The sequence below is a fragment of the Paenibacillus sp. NPDC057967 genome (assembly GCF_042887015.1).
Taxonomy (GTDB): Bacteria; Bacillota; Bacilli; order Paenibacillales; family Paenibacillaceae; genus Pristimantibacillus.
In genome coordinates, this window is sequence record NZ_JBHVQB010000005.1 from 480,969 (window position 1) to 503,382 (window position 22,414).

Genomic DNA, 22,414 nt, shown 5'->3' on the forward strand with positions numbered 1-22,414 from the left:
TCTATGGAGCGACCTCATCTGTCCGAATGGAACAAGTAAATCAAATTATCATAATAGAAGTTGAGGGAACCCACTGTATGAATGAGACGTTAATGGATGATGCCGATGCATGGTATCGGCGGGCGGAGCAGAAAGCCGCCCACTATTTTGCCGCCTTACACAGGCAGGTGACCGACAAGTTGTATGTACCTGCACTTACAGAAGATATTCGACATTGGAAAAGAAACCCGATCCACCAAACGGTGATGTCGCTAATGGCAAGAAGCGCACGCAAGCCGGACTCCCGTCACGATAACCGTTATATTCAGTGGTTGAAGTATACGGGCAAGCTGGATGATTATTTGGATCGAAGCGTCTCCTATATCTATATGAGAGATTTGGGCCAGGCGCTTGATTCTCCGAAGACCCAACAGAAAATACGCAGAGTAGTTAATGACGTTAAGAAAAGGTTAATCAGCTCCTCGAAGCAGGGCGAGGGAGGACAAGCAGACGAGTTCAGCATGGCAGTCTTGTATCGCTGGGCTCAGAAGGAAGGCGTCGAGGATGCTGTGATTTGGGTTATGGATAAGCTGAAGACGGTATCTTCAAGATTGCCGGAGGAGATGAACGCGGATCATGCCTTGCGCAAGCTGATCAAGATCATCGTCGGAGTCGTCCTGCATGTTACAGATGATCTGGATGAGGAGACCGATCCCGCCGAACGTTCCAAAAGGCTTGATGAAGCGATAAGGCTCGGCTATTCCTATGGCCTGACCTATCCGTTTATCGATGATTTGCTGGATTGCGGGCTCCTTGATGTGAATGAGAAGCAGCAATATTCCGAGATGATTCGCCGCTCGATTCTAGAAGGAACGGTCCCTGAGCACTGCGATTGGTCAGGGTCGAATCGGGAACTTGTGCGATACGTTCATGCGGAGCTTCGCGAAGCATTTAATTACATTAAATATTATCAAAAGCCGGACCGATTACAGACGTTCTATGAGCAATCCTATGTGTTTTTCCAATCTCAAGATAAGGATAGACGCAAAGAAATGGCGAACCCGGCTTACACGAATGAAGAGCTATATTACCCCATTATTCTGAAATCTGCCTCTTCGCGTTTAATCGTCAGAACCGTTCTAAGCGCCTCCGAGGATGAAGGCTTCGACCAGCATACCTTCTACTACGGCATCTATAATCAACTGGCGGATGATTTTGCCGATGTATTCGACGACATGCGAGACGGTGCAGTTACGCCGTATACGTATTACCTCACCTATCGTGACCAGCGACCGGATTTGATTAATCCGTTCGAATTGTATTGGACCGTCATTGCTCATCTGATCCATCATGTCTACCATGGCCACAGCAAGACGAGGGATATCATGCTCGACCGGGCGATTAACGGGCTGAAGCGCTGCAAAGAGAGGATCGGTACTGACAAATATAACGCAATGATGGACATCTTAGCATCCGGCAATCCGGAATTCAACCGTCTAATCCAGCACATGGTACATAAAGCGGAAGACGTAGACTTCTACGATAAGCTGCTGCGGGACCGGCTGATTGATGTGTTGAAGCGTAATCGAGAGGAGAAGGAGGCATTTCACGAAACAGTTGAATCGGTGCGGGAGGAGATCAACGACCAGCTGCTAATCTCCGCCGACACGGATATTCCGCCAATGAAGACTTCGCTTATTCACGCTGCGAATTACAGCCTTGAGGGAGACGGCAAGCGACTGCGTCCTGTATTGGCCTGGGTGATGGGTGTACAAGTGTATGGGCTGCTGCCATCTTCACTTACGCCGCTTATCCGTTCACTCGAATATATGCATACGGCATCCTTGATCTTCGACGATCTTCCATCTCAGGATAATGCGTCTGTTCGAAGAGGGAAGCCTACCCTTCATCAGGTGCATGACAGTGCAACAGCGGAACTGACGGGACTGTATCTGATTCAGAAAGCAACGCAGGAGCAGGCTTCTCTCACAGGTTTCGATCCAAAGGCGGTATTGTCACTAATGAGATATTCCTCCCAGAAGGCGGGAGAGATGAGCATGGGCCAAGCGATGGACCTGCAGTTCAAAGGCATGTCGCTGACACTGGAACAGCTCCGGGCCGTGTCCTATTACAAGACGGGTATCGCCTTCGAAGCTTGCTTGGTAATGCCTGCCATTCTGGCCCAAGCAGATGATGCCGAGATGGAGAGGCTGAAGGTTTTCGCGTATCATGCAGGTATTGCTTTCCAGATCAAGGACGATTTGCTGGATACAGAGGGAGATTCGCATACCCTTGGCAAGCCTGTCGGCAAGGATACGGACAACAATATCTCCTCCTTCGTCGCCATCCTTGGCCTGGATGCCGCCAGAAGAGAGATGTGGGATCATTATTGCCGAGCTACGGATGCGCTTAGCGAAATGGGGCGGCCGAGCGGTTTTCTGAAGCAGCTTCTGCACTACATGGTGAGTCGCGATCACTAGGTACCGGTTCGTAACGATACCAAAGAACCTTCAACAGACCTCATCAGGTGTTGAAGGTTCTTTTATGTTGTAGCTTTATGAGATGATGACGAGGGAATCGCTAGTTCTTGCGAAACGTTTTGCTGTCAATCATGACGGTCAGGCTGACCAAGGTGACGAAGATCGTTGCGCCCATATCGGATAGAATGGCGATCCACAGCGTTAGCCATCCCGGAATCGTTAACAGCAAGGCAATGACTTTTAAGCCTAGCGCGACGATTATGTTGAATTTGATGATCCGATTCACACGCTTGGCGATCGATACTGCTTCCGGCAGCTTGCCCAAGTGATCCTGCATCAAGACGATGTCTGCTGTCTCAATCGCGCTGTCTGTGCCTTTGCCCATTGCAATGCCTAGCTGCGCGGATGCAAGCGCAGGGGCGTCATTGATGCCGTCACCGATCATAGCGACTGTGCCTTGTGCGGACAGCTCCTTCACCCGATTGACTTTATCTTCGGGAAGCAGCCCGCCGTAATAGTCGGAGACGCCGACAGCTGCAGCTACCTTCTCCGCTGTCTTCGGATGATCGCCTGTCAGCATGACGGTATGCTTAATGCCAAGCTGATGCAGCGAGGCAATGACATTGCGGCTTTCTTCGCGGATCTCGTCAGAGATGCCGAACAAGCCAAGCACCTGCTGATCGTCAGCGACCAGGACGAGTGTCAGTCCGTCTTCCTTCATGCCGTTAATCCGGGCTTGAACAGAATCCGGTATGGACAGATGGCCAATGCTTTTTTCATTGCCCAGCCAATAGCGCTGTCCGTTGATACGAGCCTGTATGCCGCTGCCGGATAAGGTTTTGATCTCTTCCGTCTCTGGGAGGGCAGCTCCTTTGCTCTTGACTTCCTTCATGATAGCTTTCGCTAACGGGTGGGAAGAGGTGCTTTCGATAGCCCCGGCAATAGGGAAGAATCGTTCCTCATCATACACCTCAACTTGCGCGACATGCGGTTCGCCTTTGGTCAACGTTCCCGTCTTGTCGAAGGCTAGCGTGTCAATCTTGCCAAGTTGCTCCAGAAAGACGCCGCCTTTCACGAGTATGCCATTGCGGGCGGTACGCGTAATGCCAGACACGATGGCGATTGGCGAAGAAAGGATAAGCGCGCAAGGGCAGCCGACAATGAGAACGGACAGTCCTTGATAGAGCGAGCCCATCCATTCACCCTGGAAGAAGAGGGGCGGTACGACCATGACAATCGCAGCGATGAGCATAATCAGTGGCGTATAATACTTGGCGAATTTATTGATGAATAGCTCAGTAGGTGTCTTGGTCTCTTGCGCTTCCTGCACAAGATGTAATATTTTAGCCAGGGAGGAATCCTTATAGGCCTTCACAATACGAACAATCAGCAGCCCTTCATTGTTGATGCTGCCCCCATAGACAAGCTCGCCTGTCTCTTTCTCCACCGGCAAGGATTCGCCTGTAATCGCGGCTTCATTCACGGAGCTTCTGCCATCCGATACGATGCCGTCGGAGGGGATCTTCTCACCGGGCTTGATCTTAACCAGATCACCAACCTGCAGCGAAGCGATGGGGACGATCCGCTCTTGTCCATGCTCCAGCTTGATGGCCTCCTTGGGCGCTACTTGGAGCAAGGTTTCCATGGACCTTCTTGCTTTCTCCATGCCATAGCCTTCAAGCAATTCGTTCAGGCCGAACAGTATGGCCACTAATGTGGCTTCCTTCCATTCGCCGATTGCGACAGCGCCTATTAATGCGATGGTCATTAAGGTATCGATATTGAAGGTAAGCTTGAACAAATTCTTCAAGCCGCGAATGAAGGTGGTATAACCGCTGATGACCGTGGCCAGCAAAAAGAGAAGAATGATGGCTTGTTGATCCAGCAAGCCTTCCAGCAGCAAAGCGGCAGCATAGATGATGCCAGAGCCGATAAGCAGCTTGAGCATTCTGGAATTTCCTTCTCCATGCGAATGGCTATGGTCATGGCCGTCATGACCGCCATGCTCCCCCGAATGATCGTGGTCATGCGGCTTGGCGATATAAGCGCCGTCCGATTTCAGAATGCGATTCACATCGGTCATGGACACGTCGGGGTGAAGAGTCAGCTTTCCGGAGTTGTAGCTTAGCTTAGTGTCTTGCCCATGCTCCAGCCCTTTAATCTCATCTTCAATCCGCTGGGCGCAGCCAGCGCATGAAAGTCCTTTAATACGATATTCATTCATAAGGCAACCTTCTCTCAAAACAATGTATGAATACTTACTCATATATTATGTGATTCCACAGCATAAGTCAAACCTAATTTACCCAATTTCGACGGATACAATCAGTCCTTTGCACAAAAGAACAGGTACATTACTGTATGGGCAAGAGCTCCACATTCGTGCATATCCACAACCTGGTTGGACATACTGGAAGAAGATTACTGTTGATGAATGGGAGCTTCGCGTATGTCCAATCAAGAACCGCGCCAGGTACAGGAACCTTGCTATGACCGCCATGACCCGTCCGCATTTGTCGATTGGCTTCGGGATACGCTGCATAATCCGCCAGATCTCACGATTCATTCGCTAGTCGTAAGTCCGGATATTTCTTGCTACTGTGTGTTTCTGGATACATTGACCGATAAGAACAAGATTGAACAGGAATTGCTGTCCTTCTTGACGGATACGGATTCATTGGAAGAGGACCATTCGCCGGAAGACAGAATGGGTGTGATCCGAAACCGTCTCCCGTTCAGTTCAATTGCCTGTACCAAAGACCCCAAGCTATGCGTGGAAAGTCTGCTTAAAGGCTTCTGTCTGATTGTGTTGTCCGGTGCTCCGGAAATGATGCTGGTTCAGATCGCGCAGAGCAGCAAACGGGATGTGTCCGAGCCGCTCACGGAGTCTACGGTGCGCGGTCCCCAGCTTGGCTTTACGGAAGAGCTGGGCAGCAATCTGTCGCTGCTGCGCAAACGGATCAAAAATGTGCATCTGCACATTGAACAAGTTGTTCTCGGCACAGAAACGGAAAATCATGTGTCGTTATTATTCCTGGACAACCTGGCATCGGACGAGGTTGTAGAGGAATTCCGCAGACGCCTGCATGCCATAAAAAGCGACAGCGTGCTGGATAGCGCCTATGTGGAGGAATGGATTCAGGACCGTACATTTTCACCGTTCTCCACGCTGCTAAGCACGGAAAGACCGGATGTCGTGACGGCCCATCTATTGGAGGGCGGGGTTGCGGTATTAGTGGACGGCAGTCCGATCGCCCTTGTAGGCCCGATTACGCTGTTTCAATTTTTTATTGCCCCTGAAGACTACTATCAGCGGGCAGATATTGCGACGCTGCTGCGCTGGGTGCGCATTCTGTCGTTTATGCTTTCGATATTTGTTCCCGCCCTTTATGTGGCTGTCGTGTCCTATCATCAGGAGCTGCTGCCGACCTCGCTGCTTATCAGCATTGCCGGACAGCGGGAGGGCGTTCCTTTCCCGGCTTTTGTAGAGGCGACCATTATGATGGTCACCTTCGAAGTGCTTCGGGAGGCCGGGCTGCGGATGCCGCGCATCGCCGGGCAGGCGATCTCGATCGTCGGCGCGCTGGTGCTCGGACAAGCGGCTGTCACGGCCGGACTAGTGTCTACGGCTATGGTGATCGTCGTGGCGATAACGGCGATTGCTAACTTTGTCGCTCCATCGTACAGCTTTGGCATTACGCAGAGACTGCTGCAGTTTTTTTATCTGATGATGGCCGGCGCTATGGGATTGTTCGGCGTGTTATGCGGTGTGTTATTCACCGTCGTTCACTTGGCTTCGATTAAATCTTTTAATGTCCCGTATCTGTCTCCTGTGGCTCCTGCGGTTTTGTCTGATTGGAAAGATGTGCTCGTCCGTGTGCCCCGTCCATGGATGAGGAGCTATCCGCAAACGAATCAGACGAAGGAAAGAAGGAGGGGGCCATGAGAGCGGCGCTCCGGAGGCTGGCGCTGGCAGGACTTGCGATATGCTGTCTGACGGGATGCTGGGACCGGACTGAAATTAATGAACTGGCGATCGTCGGTCTAGTCGGCTCGGAGGAAAATAAGGATACCGGCAGCACCATCGTTTATTATCAAATTGTCAATCCGCTAGCGTTCTCCCAAGAATCGGGGAGAGGCGGCACATCTCCGGTCTACACGTACAAGATCGAAGGCAAATCAAGAGGCGAGATGGGACATAAGTCTGCCGAAAGCGTTCCACGCAAGCTATTCACAGACCACTATCAGACCCATATCATTACGGAGTCGCTTGCCCGCAAAGGGCTGCGGCAGTTCGTTAATTTCTATGAACGGCAGTATAACCGGCGTTCCAGCCTGCTGCTGTTTGTCACGGATTCGAAGTTATCCGATGTCATGATGACCTATACGCCGCTGGAACAGCTGCCGGGCCGCACGCTGAGATCGCTTGTGTACAACACGAATAAATCCACCGGGCGAATCAGCTTAAAGTCGAGGGTAAAGGACCTGGTGGAGAACATGGAATCCAGCACCTGTACCGTGCTGCCGATTATCAGCTTACGTGATGACAAGCCGTTTTTGACGACCAAGCGCTTTGAGTCCATTGAAGCGAATCGCAGCAATTTGGTCTTAAGCGGCGCCGCCGTATTCAAGCAGGATCGGATGATCGGGAAGATCGGGCTGCGGGAGAACGGCTTCTACAATTTATTAAAAGGCGAGACCAACAGCTTTTTTCAGTCGATCACCTTAAACAAGATGGACATTGATTTGTCCGCCAACAAAATCAAAGTGAAACAAAGCATGGCGTTGACGGGCGGAGTGCCTGTATGGAACGTATCGGTCACTGCTAATCTAGCGATTCATAATAACGAGCAGAACGAGAAGCTCTCATGGGAGAATCTGTCCCAGCTAACGGATCAGTTCAACCGCGAGGTCAGCGAGACAGCAGGGCAGCTGTATGAGAAAGCGCTGAAGAAGGATTGGGATCTGTTTGGCCTGGAAGACAAAATCAAGAACAAGCGAGGGAAGGCATGGAAGACGATCCAGGGGAAAGCAGATGCCTGGAAGGAGACCAAGCTTAATCTGACCATCACCAGCTCGGTGAACGATGTCGGAGAGATTATTAATCCGTATGAGGGAGGACTGGCTAATGGAAAACAATAGCATGACGGTATGGCAGTTTTTCGTCCTTACGCTTTCCTTTCTGGCCGGGACCTCCTTCTTCTTCTTGCCGGGCGGCCTGATTGCAGTAGCCAAGCAGGATGCCTGGATGGTTCCGATATGGGCCGGCGCCATAGGCATCCTGGCGGCCTTGCTCTGGCTGAGGCTTGCCCGCCAGCATCCGGGCATGTCCATTATTCAGATTTGTACTCAGGTTGCAGGCAAGCCGATCGGCAGTTTGCTGGCTATCATGTATATCTCTTATTTCATTCAGCTGTCGGTATTCATCACCCGCAATGTGGGGGACTTTATGAAACAAACCTTGATGCCGATCACGCCGCTTACTGTATTCCATGTCATGTTTTTGATTATTACGGCTTATGCCGTGATGAAGGGAATCGATACGATCGCCAGATCGTCCGAATTGCTGTTCATCATTATGGCGATTACCTTTATTCTAATCTTCTGCATGGCGCTGATTGAGTGGGACTGGAATCGGTTCCAGGGCAGCTTTCGCATGAACGTTTGGGAGACGGTGAAGGAGACGCGCTACATATTCGGCTTCCCATTTCTGGAGTCGCTGGTGTTTTTGATGTTATTCCCATTCGTGCAGTCTAAAGTGAAGCGAAGCTTTATTCTGGCGATTGTGGTAGCGACGGCGATGCTTAGCGTGACGACGCTTTTTACAATTGGGGTACTCGGTGTGCCGCGCGCTTCCCATGATACCTATCCGCTGTTCGTTATTGCGCAGGAAGTACATATCGGGACATTCTTTGAGCATCTGGAATCGACGGTTGCGCTAATCTTGCTTGCCGCGATCTTCATCAAGCTCTCTATCGCTTATTATTGCTCGGTGCTGGGCTTATGTCAGCTGTTCCGTATTTCAAGCCGGTTTTGGGTGACGCTCCCCTTAATCCTGCTTATATCTGGACTTGCGCTCGGCTATGATAATGTGGTCGAAAATATCGAATTCAGCCAAAGATATGATTTTGAATACACGTTGCTTTACAGCGTGTTCATTCCGTGTCTGCTGCTTGTAGTCTCATGGATACGGAAGGGCAGGGGCAAAGGGAGGGAGGGGTCTGCTTCATGATGTGGTTTATCTTCATGTTTCTGGTCATACTTGGCGGATCTCTGACAATTATGATCAGACAGCGCGTCGCAACAAAGGAAATCGTGCTGGTGACAGGTCTGCTGCTGCTCGGCTTCGCCGATTGGATCAGCATCTTCATGAATCATAAATTCAAGTCGAGCAAGGTGATTGCGCTCCTGATTGATTTGGTCGGGCTGTAGGGTAGTTTGTCAGCTTTTCGGGCATATCCAAATTTTTTCAAAAATAATAGTACACAAATAGTAGAATTTGCATTATAATAGAATTATTCTAATACCTCAGCAGAATTCCGAACGGGAACCTATCCCAATCCGGTAAGATTCAGCTTGTTTCGACCCCACATTTTCCGCGACTATCCATCAGTCCCACTTCATTTGAACCGATTAACGCTTCAGCATCCGTCCTTACTTCCGATATGCCCTCATCAAGACATTGGCTATACAGTTTTATTTAGAAGGAAGCCATTCAACCGACTCCGTTTTTTGCCGTGCCCAGCTTCGCAATATTTGATCCCTCACCATAATGACAGCGCTTACAATATATGCTTGTGATGCTTGTCATATTAGCTGTGTATTTCAACTCGGTTAGTGCATTGTTCATCCCGTGCTACATACTGCTACCCGCGCTTGCGACCAAGCGTACGTGCGATGAACCCGTCTCAACTCGATTGTGCAGGGGTTACTATGCGTATATAGGCTCTTTATGAGTTTATATAAATCGGTTGTAAAAGGGGGTTGGTCTATTTCGTTATGTTTTCCCGCTAGGTTTGGCCGCGACATAGAGAGGAGGCAGCCCGCTACAAGCACTCCATGATGTGTAAGAGATAGGTGGACACCCATACCAACCTAAACCCAAGGAGGTAATGTGATGATGGTTCAAGTCCGTATGAATTCGACTCTGATAAAGCGCGTTCTGATGGTTAGCGGTGGTCTCTTGCTGTTATTTGCCTGTATGCTTGCTTTTGCCAAGTCTGCATCTGCCCATGGTTATGTCGATAATCCGGCAAGCCGGGCCATTCAATGTAAAAACGGTCTGAATACGAATTGCGGTCCGATTATCTATGAGCCGCAAAGCCTTGAAGGACTAAAAGGCTTCCCGAATGCAGGGCCGGCTGACGGCAAGATTGCCAGTGCGGGGCTCGCGGCCTTCTCCGCCCTCGACCAGCAATCGGCGACTCGCTGGAACAAAGTCAATATGACAAGCGGCACGAATACGTTCACTTGGAAGTTCACGGCGCGTCATGCCACGACGAGCTACCGTTACTTCATCACAAAGCCGGATTGGAATCCAAATGCGCCTCTGACTCGCGCGCAGCTGGATCTGACGCCGTTCTGTACGGTTAACGGCAATGGACAGCAGCCTCCGGCGACGCTGTCGCATACTTGTAGCGTTCCAGCGAGAACAGGCTATCATATTATTCTTGCGGTATGGGATATTGCCGATACGCCAAACGCATGGTATATCGCCATCGATGCGCAATTCGGCCCATCGGACACCATCGCTCCAACAACGCCTACGAACCTGACAGCGGGTACAGTGGGCATTACGACTGCTGCACTTTCGTGGGGAGCTTCCACGGATAACAACAGCGTAGCCGGTTACGAGATCTACTCCGGCTCTAACCCGTCGCCAATTGCTACTGTTCCGGGCAATCAGACCAGCGTGAATGTGACGAATCTGCTCGCCGGCACGACGTATAACTTCACGGTGAAGGCCTTCGACGGATCAGGCAACCGCTCACCAGCGAGCAATAGCGTTACGGTGACGACGGTTGCGCAGCCGATCGACAATACGCCGCCGACCAACCCGACAGGACTGCATGTCATGGGTACGCCGGGCTCCAACTCGGTAACGCTCATGTGGAATGCATCCACAGATGCGAACGGCATTGCCGGCTACCGGATCTACTCTGGCAACACGGTGGTCGCTACAGTGGTGGGAACGGATACGGAAAAGCTCGTGACGGGCTTGTCGCCGAACACATCGTATACGTTCACCGTCAGAGCCTATGACCCGTCGAATAATGAGTCCGGCAACAGCAATTCCATTACGGCTACGACGGCTCAGGGCCCAAGCGCGACGCCATGGGCGCCGAACACGTCGTATGCGGTGAATGCACTGGTTTCCTATAACGGAAAAGTCTACAAATGCATCCAGGGGCATACTTCGCTTACAGGCTGGGAGCCAAGCAATGTACCAGCTCTCTGGCAGCTGCAGCCTTAGAACGTCTTCATAAATAAGAAGGGCCCTCATTCCTCCCTCTGGAGGAGCGGGGGCTCTTCGCTTATGCAGAAGCCTATACAGGCATAATTGCGACAAGGAATCAAATAATAACCATCTAGGCTTGGTTTGGCAGCATTGCTATGCAAAGGAGCAGGGGTATGGAACTGTTTTTGCTTGTATTCATCATGCTTGGTTTTATCGGATTGTCGAATGTGCTGAACCGATTTGTTCCCTTTATTCCCATTCCGCTCATACAGATTGCGCTTGGCATGGCGATCGCGCTAACACCCGTCGTGGAGCATCTGGAGCTGAATCCGGAGCTGTTTTTTGTGTTGTTTATCGCTCCTTTGCTCTTCAATGACGGTAGACGGACGCCGAGGAATGAGCTGTGGCAGCTGCGGGCGCCGATTCTGCTGATGGCCCTTGGCCTCGTCCTGGCAACGGTGCTTGTCGCAGGGCCATTCATCCACTGGCTTATACCGGATATTCCGCTTGCCGCAGCGTTTGCGCTGGCCGCCATTCTGTCGCCTACCGATGCGGTTGCCGTAGGCTCGCTGGCAGGACGCATCCGGCTTCCGTCCTCCATTATGCGACTGTTGGAGGGCGAAGCGCTGATGAATGACGCTTCAGGTCTGGTTGCTTTCAAATTTGCGATAGCGGCTGCCGTTACAGGGGAGTTCTCAGCAATTGGCGCGACAGTAAGCTTCTTTCTTATTGCGGTCGGCGGCTTGGCGGCAGGCGCTTTGATGGCGTTCCTGATCATATGGCTGCGCGTCTATCTGCGAAGGCTGGGCATGGAGGACGTCACCGTACACATGCTCATTATGATCATGACGCCGTTCCTGATTTATTTGGTATCGGAAGAGATCGGTGTATCGGGCATCTTGGCCGTCGTGGCGGCAGGCATCGTCCATGCGATCGAGCGGGATCGCCTCCAGGCGGCTTCTGCCGAGCTAAGGATCGTGTCGGAAAGCACATGGACCGTTATTTTGTTTATTCTAAACGGCTTGGTGTTCGTCCTCCTGGGGCTAGAGGTGCCGAGCGTCGTGTCTGTTATTATTGAAGATGAGGCCTACCGAAATGGCATTGTTATAGGGTACATTCTGCTTATAACGGCGGTTCTGCTTCTGTTGCGATTCATATGGGTGTACCTGTTCGCCTCCGGACGGAAGCTGCAGGACGCGCTGCTCACATCGCTGTCAGGCGTACGAGGCGCAGTAACACTGGCTGGCGCATTCTCAATTCCGCTAGTCGTAGCGGGCGGAGCCGCCTTTCCTCAGCGTGATTTGATCATTTGCCTGTCCGCGGGCGTCATTCTGCTGACGCTAGTCTTGGCCAGCGCGATGCTTCCGGTTCTTACCCGCAATCCGCAGGCAGAAGCTGCGGAAGAAGAAGGCTTCTCGGAGAACCAGGTGCAAATCAAGGTGTTGAAAGCGGGCTTGAAGACCGTGCGCGATCAGATGAATGATGATAACCGGGCTGCAGCGTTGTCCATCATGTCTCAATATCAGCAGGAGCTGCAATGGTTAAAGGGCAAGGAGCAGGGGAATTTCGCAGATATTCAGAAAAAGACAGTGGAGATGAGACTGCTCGCCCTGCGTGCAGAGGCCAGAACCGTACGCCGCGAGCTGGAGCAGGGAGAAATAGATGAAGAAGTTGCCGATGTATGCAAATATGCGCTTAAGCAGACGGAGGTGGCGCTGACGAACCGGCTTAAGTTCATGTTCTCCGCCGTGATGCTTACTGTACGTCATTTCATCAAGAAAAGCCTGTATCCCGGACGCAAACCCAAGTGGACCAGGGAAGAGCTGGAGCAGTATAAGGAGCTTAAGCTTCAATCCATCCATGAAGCGGTAGAAGAAATTAAAGCCTGCACCGACGACACCAACCGCGCAGCGGCCATGTCCGTTATCGCCCACTATCGGCAGATCGAAGAGATGCTTCGCTCGGAGCAAATAAGGCCTTCCATGAATGACGAGCTGCAGGAGCAGAAGAAGGAGCTGCAAGCGAAGGCTATTCAGAGCGAGCGCAATGTCATCCAATCGCTTTATGAGCAAGGGGAGATCGACCGCTCCATGACCGGGAAGCTTCGCATGTTCATCAACTACCGGGAAGCGAGCTTGTTCGAACATGAGACGATGGAGTCTTAGCGGTCCTTACCATAAGCCAAACTACGGCGAAACGAAAGTTCCGGGAATGGATACGACGCGTGCTTTATGATAACGTCCTATAGACGATTTGAAAATTGTCTTCAATAATGGCGATAATTCCGATTGGATATTGAGGCAAAGGGCTGCGATAATGATTGCATGTGCAGCTAATTGTGAGTTCAAAATGAATTGGCAGGCGTATGCCAATGATCGTGAAGGGGGTGCTCGACATGAGCAGACAATCGGCAGTTATTGTAGGTGCGGGACCAGGTATCGGGCTAAGCGTGGCAAAAGCGTTCGGCAACAATGGCTATCGGGTAATCCTGGTATCGCGCAATGCAGAATCACTGCAGCAGCTTGTAGGTAATCTGCTTGCATCGAATATTGAAGCATACGGCGTACAAGGAGATGCGGGAGATACGGAATCTATTACGGCTGCTTTCCAGAGTATCAAAGCAAGTTACGGCGCGCCTGAAGTTCTGGTTTATAATGCGGCGGCGCTTCAATCCGGGCTGCCGACCTCTCTGACGCCGGATCAGCTAAGCCGGGAGCTGACCGTCAATGTGTCAGGCGCTTTGGCGAGTGCGTTGCAAGTAATTCCTGGCCAGGAAGAGCGGGGCAAAGGCACGATCCTGTTCACGGGAGGGGGCTTTGCCCTGCATCCGTCTGCGAAATATGCGTCCCTGTCGCTAGGAAAAGCCGCTTTGCGCAGCTTGGCCTTCTCTTTGGGAGAGGAGCTGGCGCCGAAGGGGATTCACGTAGGCGTCGTCACCATTGCCGGATATGTAGCGAAGAATACGTACTTCGACCCGGACCGTATTGCCGAAATCTATTGGGACCTGCATGCCAATCGGCTGGAGCATGAAGTGGTCTATGAGGAATCTCAGGTGTCCTGATCGCAGGAGCGAGCTGTCCCAAAAGGAGGCGCTTCATTGATCGAATCCCATATATGCTGCAAATGAACCTTCAAAACCACTATGAATGTGGGATGAAGGTTCTTTATTGCGCAAAATCACGTATGAAGGGGAGCGAAATCCTGAATCGACGGTTGGGCATCCTCTTATGTTGCCATGCGTGAATGAGGAAGCAGTCTATATCTCTGCCAAGAATGAATTTGGCATTGCATTGGCGCCCCGATAGCTGCAAGCCTAGAAACTCGGCTTAGAGCAGATGCAAGCGGCGCTCCGAGGGCTGCAAGCCTAGAAACTCGGCTTAGAGCAAGCGCAAGCGGCGCTCCGAGGGCTGCAAGCCTAGAAATTCGGCTTAGAGCAGGCGCAAGCGGCGCTCCGAGGGCTGCAAGCTTAGAAATTCGGCTTAGAGCAAGCGCAAGCGGCACCCTGAGAGTTACAAGCCGTTCTTTGCATCATTTCCTTCAAGTTGTTCTGAACAAAGTGTTTTTAGTCAGTAACAGACGAGGATAAGCCTCACTAGCCATAGGATTTCCATTTGGAGTGAGGAGTGAGACATAAAGTTGAGTATAGATTTGCTGGAGTGCTGAGTTATGAAGGAACATCTGAGCTCAAGACTACAATTGAGGAAATCATGGCTTTTGCCTTCTTTGAGAATCATAGCTCTGGCCACAGTCGAAGATCATGACTCTTACCTTACTTGAGGTTCATAGCGCTTGCGTCAGACAAGGACCATGGCTCTTACCTTAATTAAGGATGAAGCTTCACGTGAGGCGGAGGATTGAGGAAGTGATAGGATATGCCAATGCTGAGCAGTTTTTGAGCTTGTTTGCGAGTTTTTGATCGTGGAGCTTCCTGCTGGTTCATTCTTTGATCCAGACGGTTTTACAGAAGCACTTATTTTATTGTATATTCTATAGAAGGGAAAGGAAGAATTCCCCAAATACACCTGAAAATTTCCTCGCATCATAAATAAAAAAGACAGGCGTGCGGCTGAGCGAGTGACCGCGCACCTGTCTGATTCAAACTTCATGAATAGGATTCAATCACAATAAGTGGAACATTCTAACCTAATTCGATCAAGCTTAATGCATCAAAATCATTGTTCCATTAGCAAGTGAGGTTGCTGCCTGTGGAAACACCCAGTATGTTGGCGAAGTTCGTAAAGTAGCTGACACGGTTGTTGACGGACTGCGGACTGCCGCCGTTGCATTCAATCGATCCATTGATTGTGCGGATCGTCTCGCCGAAGCCCACGCCATTGACGATCGCGTTATGCGAAGTCATCGTGCCGGCGCCTGTTTGCGTTACCCAGAACCAAAGTGCGGTTTTCCACGCGACAGAAGCGTCTTGCGCAACCAGATCCGGGTTGCTCAGCAGCGGCAAGCCGAGTGCTGCGCCCGCAGCGCCATAGTTATAGTTCCAGCTTAGCTGAATCGGGCCGCGTCCATAATATTGCTTGCCAGGAGCACAAGGATATTGTGCATGCGAGGCACAGTAGAAAGGATAGTTGGCGGTGTTTATTTCGACAATGTGTTGAAGATGGCCGGTTTCTTGAGCGACGTTGCCCAGGAAGGCTGCAGCTTCCCGTTTCTTAATGGTGTCGCTGCCGGTATTGGTGAATGCAGGGAAAGAGGATAAAGCGGCTACTAAGCCGGAGTACGTATAGAAGGAATTGCGGTTAGGGAACATTTGATTGAATTGAGCTTGGGAGACGATGAATCCGCTTGGATTGGTTGTGCCATTAGGCGTACAGTTCTTGCTGGCGCTTTGCGGAGAAGTAACGATCGGTGTCGAGTTGGCGTTCTGAGCGGATACCGTGTACGTATAAGTGGTTCCATTCGACAATCCGGAGTCGATGGTCGATAAGCCGTTCACCCATCTGTACCAGGTGCCGTTCCGGAATACATCGTATCCGGTCGCGCCGGATACCGAATTCCAGCTTAGGCTGCAAGTGGCGCTAGACGCGCTGACGTTCAGGGTTGGAGCGGATAAGGAGCCTCCGCCTCCGCCGGAGCTTGGCGTACACGTCTTGCTGGCGCTCTGCGGTGATGTGTCGATCGGAGATACGTTGGCGTTCTGCGCGGCTACGGTGTACGTGTAGGTCGTGCCGTTGGATAATCCTGTGTCGGCAGTCGATGTCGTGCTTACCCATCTGTACCAATTGCCGTTCCGGTAAATATCATAGCCTGTTGCACCGGATATGCCATTCCAGCTTAGATTGCACGTTCCGCTTGAAGCGCTGACATTCAATGTGGGGGTAGCTAAGGCGCCGAAAGCTGTAAGCGAATATAAGGGGATGGTTCCTATCACGATAACGATGATTAACAGAAACTTGACCATACTACTTTTCATTGCAAATCCCTCCCAAAAGTGATGTTGTTGTCGGACGATCCTATCTAAGCTGAGTGAAGCTTACCTCGCTCATAACGGTTCGTTCTGAATCACTCCTTTCGCAGGAAGAATCTATGAAGTTAAAGCGCTTGCACTTCAATAATAATTCATTGTTTTTATGTTATCAATTGTAAATTATTGATTATATTCACTTAACTATATTAAACATAACAGTTAATCATATAAATGCTCGTAATTTCAATGTGAAAACCATACTAGGGGGAGTGCTCGTGATAGAATTAGTAGAAGTGAAGGTTGAACAAGCCGAAGAGCTGCATGCGATGCAGAAACGTACCTTTCTGCCTTTGCTGAACAAATATTTGGACGATGATACAAATCCGGCAAATGAGCCGCTGGAGCGCCTGATCGATAAAATTCGAAATGGGCGTTTTTACAACATCTTGGTTAACCGTGTCATCGTGGGGGCGATTCGTATCGTCCACCGTCAAAACAGCGCATGGATCAGTCCGATCTTCGTGCTTCCGGAATTCCAAGGACAGGGTATCGCTCAGCAGGCGATCCGATTGGCGGAGGGATTGTTCCCCGATCATAAGGTGTGGGAGCTGCAGACGATTCTGCAGGAGCGGGGGAACTGCCGATTGTACGAGAAGATGGGTTATAAGCGCACGGAATACAAACATTCCATTAACAACCGCATGACCTTGGTCGGTTACATGAAGCGAATCGGTTACTCGTAAGCTGCATGGACGACAGTCCAAGCATGGCTTGCATGAAGGTTCCCGGAATGGCCTGACCTATTGTAAGATAGGGAAGAGTCTACATACTGATTTCAATGGGGGAACGGAAGATGGACGCTCAATTCTATTTGCAGAGAATCGGATATACTGGAAGGTTGGACGGGAGCGCAGAGGCGCTGGCGGGACTTCAGGAACGTCATCTGCAGGCTGTACCGTATGAGAATTTGGACATATTGCGAGGCAAGCCGCTTTCATTGGAGCCGGAGAATCTCTATCATAAAATCGTGGAGCAGGGACGCGGCGGCTATTGCTTCGAGCTGAATGCGCTTTTTGGATGGCTGCTGCGCGAGCTTGGCTATGACGTGACAAGCTGCTTCGCCCGATTCTGGAGGGACGAGACGGATCTGCCGCCTAAGCGCCGGCATCATGTTCTGTTGGTAAAGGCAGGAGACTCCCGCTATCTATGCGATGTGGGAGTAGGCGGAGTGGTGCCGAGGAGGCCGCTATTGCTGCAAGAAGGGCTGGAACAGCCGCAAGGCAGCGAATGCTATCGCCTGGATCGGGATGCTGAATTCGGATGGTTCTTAATGGAGCGGAAGGATGGGCAGTGGTCTCGTCTGTTCTCTTTTACAGAGGAACCGCAGCTCGCGAAGGATTTCCTCATGGCATCGTTCTGGTGCGAGCATGCGCCGGAATCCATATTCAGAACTGTCAAGATGCTTGCCATCCAGACAGAGGAGGGCCGCAACACGATTGCGGACGGAGAATTCCGACTGTTCAGGAAGGATGGCGTACAAGCCTTTAAGCCGGGCAATGAGTCGGAGTACACGGAGGCGCTCAAAACTTATTTTGGCATTGTACTGAATGATGAGCTCTCGAAATAATGGTGCAGCATAGCTGAGATATGAACATTCTTTGGACCGCATTCCGATGCGGTTTTTTTGTTGCGATAAAAAAATAGAGGAAGTTCATAATTAATTTAACATCATTAAATACTTATAAATACTTAAACATACGTGTGAATTACTTAAAAAACATGGTAGAATGTGTGTAAAGTGAGGTGGTTGGATGTATCAAGAGGAAAGGCTGCTTAAGATTCTTGGATACTTGAAGGAGCATCACGCCATAAGCGTGATGGATATTTGCGCTCTGCTGGACATCTCCCGAGATACCGCGCGAAGGGATATTGTAAAGCTGGTGAAAGAGGGGGTTGTCATCCGAACGCATGGCGGAGTCGCTTTGCCTCAATTGAAGAGAGAAATAGCGACTTACCAGGATCGATTAATCGAAGAATCCGATCGCAAACGTCTCATTGGCAAGGCAGCCGCGGAACTGATTCATAACGGGGAGACTGTTATCCTGGATGTGTCGACGACCGTGCAATGCCTGGCTGAACAATTGAAGGCGGCTGAGTTAATAGCCATTACGCATTCAATAGATATCGTTAGCATTCTCTCCGGAAGAGAGGATATGCAAGTCTATGTGCTCGGTGGTTATTTGCATGCCAGGGATCGGCGGCTATATGGTCCGTCCGTGTTAGACAAGCTGAAGGAGATAAGAGCTGACAAAGCGTTCATTGGGGCATCTGCGATCCACAATGATGGCTTGTACTACCCTCATGAAGATGATGTTTCTCTTAAAAAGGAGATGGCGCGGCGATCCGATCAGGTCATTGTAGTGGCGGATTTCACCAAATTCAATCGCAAGTCGGTCTATCGGTTGGATTTTGATTGTATAGATATTTTGGTAACGGACCAAGCCGTCCCTGCCGAAATCCATGAAGTATTGGATCAGAAAAACATTACCGTGATTGAATGCAATGGCAACTTGAATGAGGAGGAGAACCAGCATGGATCTTAAGATAATTGAGAATGTCCGTATACCACTTTCCGGTGATGAGGTTCAGGCGGCTGCAGTATGGATTAGGTCCGGGAAGATCGCAAGGGTCGAGCTCGGCGAATCAACACGGCCTAGTGGCGAATACGAACGGATTGACGGCAACGGCTGCCTGCTTATTCCCGGCATGATTGATGTTCATATCCACGGAGCGAATGGCTTCGATATGATGGACGGCAGCGAGGAGAGCATCCAGGAAGTGTCGCGCGCATGCGCTGCAACAGGATGTACGTCCTTTTTGGCAACCTCTGTAAGTTCATCCATGGAAGACTTGTTAGCGATGATCCGCAGTGTCAAGCGTGTCGTTGGGAATGAGACTGGTGCACGAATCGCCGGACTGCATCTGGAAGGGCCATACTTGAATCCCAAGCGTAAAGGGATGCAGAATGAGAAGTTTTTGCGTCACCCCGATCTGGAGGAGATGGAGCTAGTATTCCGCGAAGCTGAGGGACTGATCAAGATGGTGACGATCGCGCCGGAATTGCCCGGAGGGATGGAGCTGATCGCTTACCTGAGGGAGAAGGATGTCGTTATCGCCATTGCCCATTCGGATGCTACTTATGAGGAAGCGAAGCAGGCGTTTGAAGCCGGTGCCAGTCATGTCACGCATTGTTTTAACGGAATGCGTCCCATTCATCATCGCGACCCTGGGGTCGTCGTAGCCGCTTTTGAGGAAGCGCATGTCAGCCTGCAAGCCATCGTGGACGGCATTCATCTGCATCCTGCAATTGTTCGTATGATGCATCGCTTGAAAGGGGCTGACGGCATGGTGCTCATTACGGATGCGCTCCAAGCGATGGGTCTTGGCGATGGTGAGTATATCTTCGGCGGGCACCAGGTTCAAGTCGTCGATGGCGTAGCGAGGCTAAAGGATGGGACGCTGGCTTCCAGCACCGTCACGATGAATGAAGCGCTCAGGCTTGCGGTTGAAGCCGGAATTCCGTTAAGCGACGGCGTTCGAATGGCTTCGGCAACGCCGGCAAGAATCTTAGGACTTGATAATCTAGGGAGCCTCGCCACCGGATATGATGCCGATCTGGTCTTGCTGAACGATCGGTTCGAGGTGGAGTGGACAATGATCAATGGCGAGCTGTTCCGGGTCTGAGTTCGTGAGGAAGTACGACCAGAATCCGGATACAACTCCTTCTTATATCAAAAAAGACGCATATGCGATTCCATACGCTTCAGCAACCTTCGCAGGGCAATAATAATAGTTAGGCAGGAGATGTTCGTCTCCTGCCTTTTCTGTTATCGATATGAAGTTTATTCCGCTAAGTCTGCTTTCCCATAATCTTCGAATCTTTGGGAAGGAACAGGGCGAACAGACCGAGCAGCGGCAGGAAGGCGCATACCTTGACCATCAGCTCTACACTGTGCGTATCCATGAGCCAGCCCATGACAACGGAGCCAAGACCAGCAAGGCCGAAGGAAAGTCCGAAGAACAAGCCGGCAATTGTGCCGACATGACCCGGCAGCAGCTCTTGCGCATAGACGATGATCACCGAGAATCCGGACATCAGGATCAGACCAATGGCCATACACAGCAGGATCGAGCCTGTTGGTCCCGCATAAGGGAGCAGCAGGGAGAACGGCGCTGTGCCCAGTATGGAGAACCAGATGATCCGCTGTCTGCCGAACCGGTCTGCTAGCGGCCCGCCAAGGAATGTTCCGACCATGCCGGCGAATTGAAGGGCGAAGAGCGCCAGCTGGGCCCGTTCAAGCGGGAGCTTGTACGTATCCATGAAGTAAAAGGCGTAGTAGCCTGTCATGCTGGCCAGATAAACGAATTTGGAGAACAGCATCATGATCAAGATTCCGAGTACAAATGCGATAAAAGACTTGCTGAATCGCTTAGGTGCAGCGGCTGATGTGCTCGCTTTGCGCTTGGCGACAGCGGCTGCGGAGGTTTGCTCGCGGTACCATCTGCTAATCCGGTATTGAATCACAATGCCGATGGCGGCAAGCAGCGTGAACCAAAGAAAGCCGTATTGTCCCCGCGGGCTAATGACGAAGGCGACCATGAGCGGAGCGAGAGCCTGACCGGCATTGCCGCCTACCTGGAACACCGATTGAGCGAAGCCTTTTCCTCTGCCGGCTGCCAGATGGGCGACGCGGGATGACTCCGGGTGAAGGACAGAGGAGCCTACTCCGATCAGAGCAGCTGCGAGCAGAAGGAAGCCATAGCTTGGAGCGACAGCGAGCCCGATCATGCCTAGCAGCGTGAATACCATGCCGAGCGGCAGCAGAATGGGGATCGGTCTCCGGTCCGTATAAATTCCGATCAGCGGCTGCAACACAGAAGCTGTAATATTCAGTGTGAATGCCACCCAGCCGATCTGGACGAAGCTTAGCTGGAGCTGTTCCTGGAAGATGGGGAAGACGGCAGGCACGACTGACTGCATCGCGTCGTTCAGCAGATGAGCCATGCTGACGCCGAGCAGCACGGTCATCGCCGTTTGGTTGGCCCGCAGGGCCGTTGCGGTTTGCGACATGATTCTCAACATCCTATCTCTGTAGATTTAGATTTCATCATAGCGGATAGAGGTTGCCATGCGCCTCGCAAAAAATGCTTTCTATTCGCGCAATAATTGCTATAATTACTCCAGGGTGAGTGCCATGCAGACACAAATGCAGATTAGATTGCCGAATATCGAGCTGTACAAAATAGAAAATGAATTTGTTAATATCCCTCATGCCCATCATCATGAATATCAAATTACCGTGCCGATCAAAGGAAGCTGCGAGTTCTATTACGAGAGCCGGCCAATGGAGCTGCGCGCGGGCGAAGGGCTGGTCGTCCATCCAGCGGATCGCCATTGCTTCCAGATGAGCAATGATTCAGGCATTATTATTGTTATTGCAAAGGAAAAGCTGATTACGCAAGCATGTCGGGAAGAGCAGCCAATTCAGAGGCCGTTCGCGCCTGCTGCGATACTGACTTATTTTCAGAGATGCGCGTCCCGGTTCATCACGATGGACCATATGGATGCATTGGCCGTGGAGGAGACAGAGTCTTTGGCACTTGCCGAGCTTGGGGCTATGCTTGCGTCAAAGGGAAGACTGAATGCTGAACCGGCGTTAAAGGCGGAGCGGGCAACGGATTGGAGCATGATGCAAGTGCTCGACTATATCCGTACTCACTATACGGAGCAGTTGGAGATTGACCAGCTTGCGGCCATCGCGCTTCAGAGCCGATATCATTTCATCCGCTCATTCAAGCTGGCTACGGGAGTTACGCCCTATCAGTATGTGCTCCGCCTGCGGGTAGAGGAAGCGAAGCGGCAGCTTCGGGGGAGTACGCATACCGTAACGGACATCAGTTATATGGTTGGATTTTCCAGCACCAGCCCATTTTATCGGGTTTTTATGAAGTTCACAGGCATGACTCCTGAGCGATTTCGGGGGATGTAAGGTTCGTAAATCGGATGTTGGGGCG

At 51.2% G+C, this 22,414-nt stretch carries 16 protein-coding genes; 13 read left to right on the top strand and 3 right to left on the bottom strand.

Going from position 1 to position 22,414, the window contains the following annotated elements; all coding sequences use genetic code 11:
• The first annotated feature begins 77 nt into the window (after positions 1-77).
• Positions 78-2,459 carry a polyprenyl synthetase family protein gene (locus ACFVSO_RS15840; RefSeq protein WP_387475168.1) on the top strand — a complete coding sequence of 794 codons (2,382 nt, stop codon included), beginning with the start codon at positions 78-80 and terminating at the stop codon, positions 2,457-2,459.
• Between the two features lie 100 nt (positions 2,460-2,559).
• Here the strand turns inward: ACFVSO_RS15840 and ACFVSO_RS15845 are convergent, their stop codons facing one another.
• The gene (locus ACFVSO_RS15845) at positions 2,560-4,683 is read right to left on the bottom strand and encodes a heavy metal translocating P-type ATPase (protein WP_387475170.1); all 2,124 of its coding nucleotides are present in this window, start codon (positions 4,681-4,683) and stop codon (positions 2,560-2,562) included.
• A 225-nt stretch (positions 4,684-4,908) separates the two neighbouring features.
• Between ACFVSO_RS15845 and ACFVSO_RS15850 the strand changes: the two genes are divergently transcribed.
• The 7 genes from ACFVSO_RS15850 (at position 4,909) to ACFVSO_RS15880 (ending at position 13,978) form a co-directional block, all read left to right on the top strand.
• Positions 4,909-6,405: a spore germination protein gene (locus tag ACFVSO_RS15850; RefSeq protein WP_387475172.1), complete on the top strand. Its 1,497-nt coding sequence runs from the start codon at positions 4,909-4,911 to the stop codon at positions 6,403-6,405.
• Positions 6,402-7,601 carry a Ger(x)C family spore germination protein gene (locus tag ACFVSO_RS15855; RefSeq protein ID WP_387475174.1) on the top strand — a complete coding sequence of 400 codons (1,200 nt, stop codon included), beginning with the start codon at positions 6,402-6,404 and terminating at the stop codon, positions 7,599-7,601. Before ACFVSO_RS15850 ends, ACFVSO_RS15855 begins: the two co-directional genes overlap by 4 nt.
• Positions 7,588-8,691 (top strand): GerAB/ArcD/ProY family transporter, encoded by a 1,104-nt coding sequence (locus tag ACFVSO_RS15860; RefSeq protein ID WP_387475176.1) that lies wholly within the window; start codon positions 7,588-7,590, stop codon positions 8,689-8,691. The genes ACFVSO_RS15855 and ACFVSO_RS15860 overlap by 14 nt, the downstream gene beginning before the upstream one ends.
• The gene (locus ACFVSO_RS15865; RefSeq protein ID WP_387475178.1) at positions 8,688-8,891 is read left to right on the top strand and encodes a hypothetical protein; all 204 of its coding nucleotides are present in this window, start codon (positions 8,688-8,690) and stop codon (positions 8,889-8,891) included. The genes ACFVSO_RS15860 and ACFVSO_RS15865 overlap by 4 nt, the downstream gene beginning before the upstream one ends.
• Before the next feature lie 688 nt (positions 8,892-9,579).
• Entirely contained in the window at positions 9,580-10,932 is a 1,353-nt protein-coding gene (locus tag ACFVSO_RS15870) for a lytic polysaccharide monooxygenase (protein ID WP_387475358.1), read from the top strand.
• 158 nt (positions 10,933-11,090) lie between these two features.
• Positions 11,091-13,082 carry a Na+/H+ antiporter gene (locus ACFVSO_RS15875; protein WP_387475180.1) on the top strand — a complete coding sequence of 664 codons (1,992 nt, stop codon included), beginning with the start codon at positions 11,091-11,093 and terminating at the stop codon, positions 13,080-13,082.
• A gap of 230 nt (positions 13,083-13,312) precedes the next feature.
• On the top strand, positions 13,313-13,978 hold the full coding sequence (locus ACFVSO_RS15880; RefSeq protein ID WP_387475182.1) for an SDR family NAD(P)-dependent oxidoreductase: 666 nt from the start codon (positions 13,313-13,315) through the stop codon (positions 13,976-13,978).
• Positions 13,979-15,100: 1,122 nt separating this feature from the next.
• On the opposite strand, the gene ACFVSO_RS15885 is transcribed toward ACFVSO_RS15880, so the two are convergent.
• Positions 15,101-16,345 (bottom strand): glycoside hydrolase family 19 protein, encoded by a 1,245-nt coding sequence (locus ACFVSO_RS15885; RefSeq protein WP_387475184.1) that lies wholly within the window; start codon positions 16,343-16,345, stop codon positions 15,101-15,103.
• Positions 16,346-16,614: 269 nt separating this feature from the next.
• Here ACFVSO_RS15885 and ACFVSO_RS15890 point away from each other — a divergent pair, with 269 nt between their 5' ends.
• The 4 genes from ACFVSO_RS15890 (at position 16,615) to nagA (ending at position 20,083) form a co-directional block, all read left to right on the top strand.
• Complete coding sequence (locus ACFVSO_RS15890; RefSeq protein ID WP_387475186.1) at positions 16,615-17,082, top strand: GNAT family N-acetyltransferase; 468 nt, start codon at positions 16,615-16,617, stop codon at positions 17,080-17,082.
• 110 nt (positions 17,083-17,192) lie between these two features.
• The gene (locus ACFVSO_RS15895) at positions 17,193-17,966 is read left to right on the top strand and encodes an arylamine N-acetyltransferase family protein (protein ID WP_387475188.1); all 774 of its coding nucleotides are present in this window, start codon (positions 17,193-17,195) and stop codon (positions 17,964-17,966) included.
• A gap of 184 nt (positions 17,967-18,150) precedes the next feature.
• Positions 18,151-18,942: a DeoR/GlpR family DNA-binding transcription regulator gene (locus ACFVSO_RS15900; protein WP_387475190.1), complete on the top strand. Its 792-nt coding sequence runs from the start codon at positions 18,151-18,153 to the stop codon at positions 18,940-18,942.
• On the top strand, positions 18,932-20,083 hold the full coding sequence (gene nagA, locus ACFVSO_RS15905; protein ID WP_387475192.1) for an N-acetylglucosamine-6-phosphate deacetylase: 1,152 nt from the start codon (positions 18,932-18,934) through the stop codon (positions 20,081-20,083). Before ACFVSO_RS15900 ends, nagA begins: the two co-directional genes overlap by 11 nt.
• Positions 20,084-20,249: 166 nt before the next feature.
• Here the strand turns inward: nagA and ACFVSO_RS15910 are convergent, their stop codons facing one another.
• Positions 20,250-21,470, bottom strand: a complete 1,221-nt coding sequence (locus ACFVSO_RS15910; RefSeq protein WP_387475194.1) for an MFS transporter — start codon at positions 21,468-21,470, stop codon at positions 20,250-20,252.
• Positions 21,471-21,594: 124 nt separating this feature from the next.
• Between ACFVSO_RS15910 and ACFVSO_RS15915 the strand changes: the two genes are divergently transcribed.
• Positions 21,595-22,389 carry a helix-turn-helix domain-containing protein gene (locus tag ACFVSO_RS15915; RefSeq protein ID WP_387475196.1) on the top strand — a complete coding sequence of 265 codons (795 nt, stop codon included), beginning with the start codon at positions 21,595-21,597 and terminating at the stop codon, positions 22,387-22,389.
• Positions 22,390-22,414 lie beyond the last annotated feature (25 nt).

Coding starts and splice junctions, on each gene's coding strand:
- ACFVSO_RS15840 (WP_387475168.1), top strand. CDS start 78: ATGAATGAGACGTTAATGGATGATGCCGATGCATGGTATCGGCGGGCG.
- ACFVSO_RS15845 (WP_387475170.1), bottom strand. CDS start 4,683: ATGAATGAATATCGTATTAAAGGACTTTCATGCGCTGGCTGCGCCCAG.
- ACFVSO_RS15850 (WP_387475172.1), top strand. CDS start 4,909: ATGTCCAATCAAGAACCGCGCCAGGTACAGGAACCTTGCTATGACCGC.
- ACFVSO_RS15855 (WP_387475174.1), top strand. CDS start 6,402: ATGAGAGCGGCGCTCCGGAGGCTGGCGCTGGCAGGACTTGCGATATGC.
- ACFVSO_RS15860 (WP_387475176.1), top strand. CDS start 7,588: ATGGAAAACAATAGCATGACGGTATGGCAGTTTTTCGTCCTTACGCTT.
- ACFVSO_RS15865 (WP_387475178.1), top strand. CDS start 8,688: ATGATGTGGTTTATCTTCATGTTTCTGGTCATACTTGGCGGATCTCTG.
- ACFVSO_RS15870 (WP_387475358.1), top strand. CDS start 9,580: ATGGTTCAAGTCCGTATGAATTCGACTCTGATAAAGCGCGTTCTGATG.
- ACFVSO_RS15875 (WP_387475180.1), top strand. CDS start 11,091: ATGGAACTGTTTTTGCTTGTATTCATCATGCTTGGTTTTATCGGATTG.
- ACFVSO_RS15880 (WP_387475182.1), top strand. CDS start 13,313: ATGAGCAGACAATCGGCAGTTATTGTAGGTGCGGGACCAGGTATCGGG.
- ACFVSO_RS15885 (WP_387475184.1), bottom strand. CDS start 16,345: ATGAAAAGTAGTATGGTCAAGTTTCTGTTAATCATCGTTATCGTGATA.
- ACFVSO_RS15895 (WP_387475188.1), top strand. CDS start 17,193: ATGGACGCTCAATTCTATTTGCAGAGAATCGGATATACTGGAAGGTTG.
- ACFVSO_RS15900 (WP_387475190.1), top strand. CDS start 18,151: ATGTATCAAGAGGAAAGGCTGCTTAAGATTCTTGGATACTTGAAGGAG.
- nagA (WP_387475192.1), top strand. CDS start 18,932: ATGGATCTTAAGATAATTGAGAATGTCCGTATACCACTTTCCGGTGAT.
- ACFVSO_RS15910 (WP_387475194.1), bottom strand. CDS start 21,470: ATGTCGCAAACCGCAACGGCCCTGCGGGCCAACCAAACGGCGATGACC.
- ACFVSO_RS15915 (WP_387475196.1), top strand. CDS start 21,595: ATGCAGACACAAATGCAGATTAGATTGCCGAATATCGAGCTGTACAAA.